Origin of the sequence: Azospirillum sp. TSO35-2, assembly GCF_003116095.1 — a bacterium.
Classification (GTDB): Bacteria; Pseudomonadota; Alphaproteobacteria; order Azospirillales; family Azospirillaceae; genus Azospirillum.
The window spans coordinates 422,488-422,840 of record NZ_LGRA01000021.1; the positions used below are offsets into that span (position 1 = coordinate 422,488).

A 353-nucleotide genomic window follows, 5' to 3' on the forward strand; every position below is an offset into this window, starting at 1 on the left:
CGCGTTGGAGACGATCTTGTGCGCGGCCGTCAGCTTGTCGTGGTTGACGCCGTAGACGACGGTGATGTCCTCGTCGGTGGCCGGGGCGGAGATCAGCACCTTCTCGGCGCCGGCTTCCAGATGCTTGGCGGCGTCGGCACGCTTGGTGAAGATGCCCGAGCATTCCATGGCGATCTGGACGCCCAGATCCTTCCACGGCAGCTTGGCCGGGTCACGCTCCTGCACGACCTTGATGGAGTGGCCGTTGACGATCAGCACACCGCTCCCGTCTTCAGATTGGGCGGTCTCGATGGTGCCGGGGAAGCGGCCATGGACGCTGTCGTACTTCAGCAGGTGGGCGTTGGCCTTGAGGT

Annotated in this window: 1 protein-coding gene; it reads right to left on the reverse strand. The window is 64.6% G+C overall.

The features are described 5' to 3' along the window. Window positions 1-353: glyceraldehyde 3-phosphate dehydrogenase NAD-binding domain-containing protein (locus TSO352_RS33555; RefSeq protein ID WP_247872231.1), on the reverse strand; the 353-nt coding region annotated here is incomplete at both ends.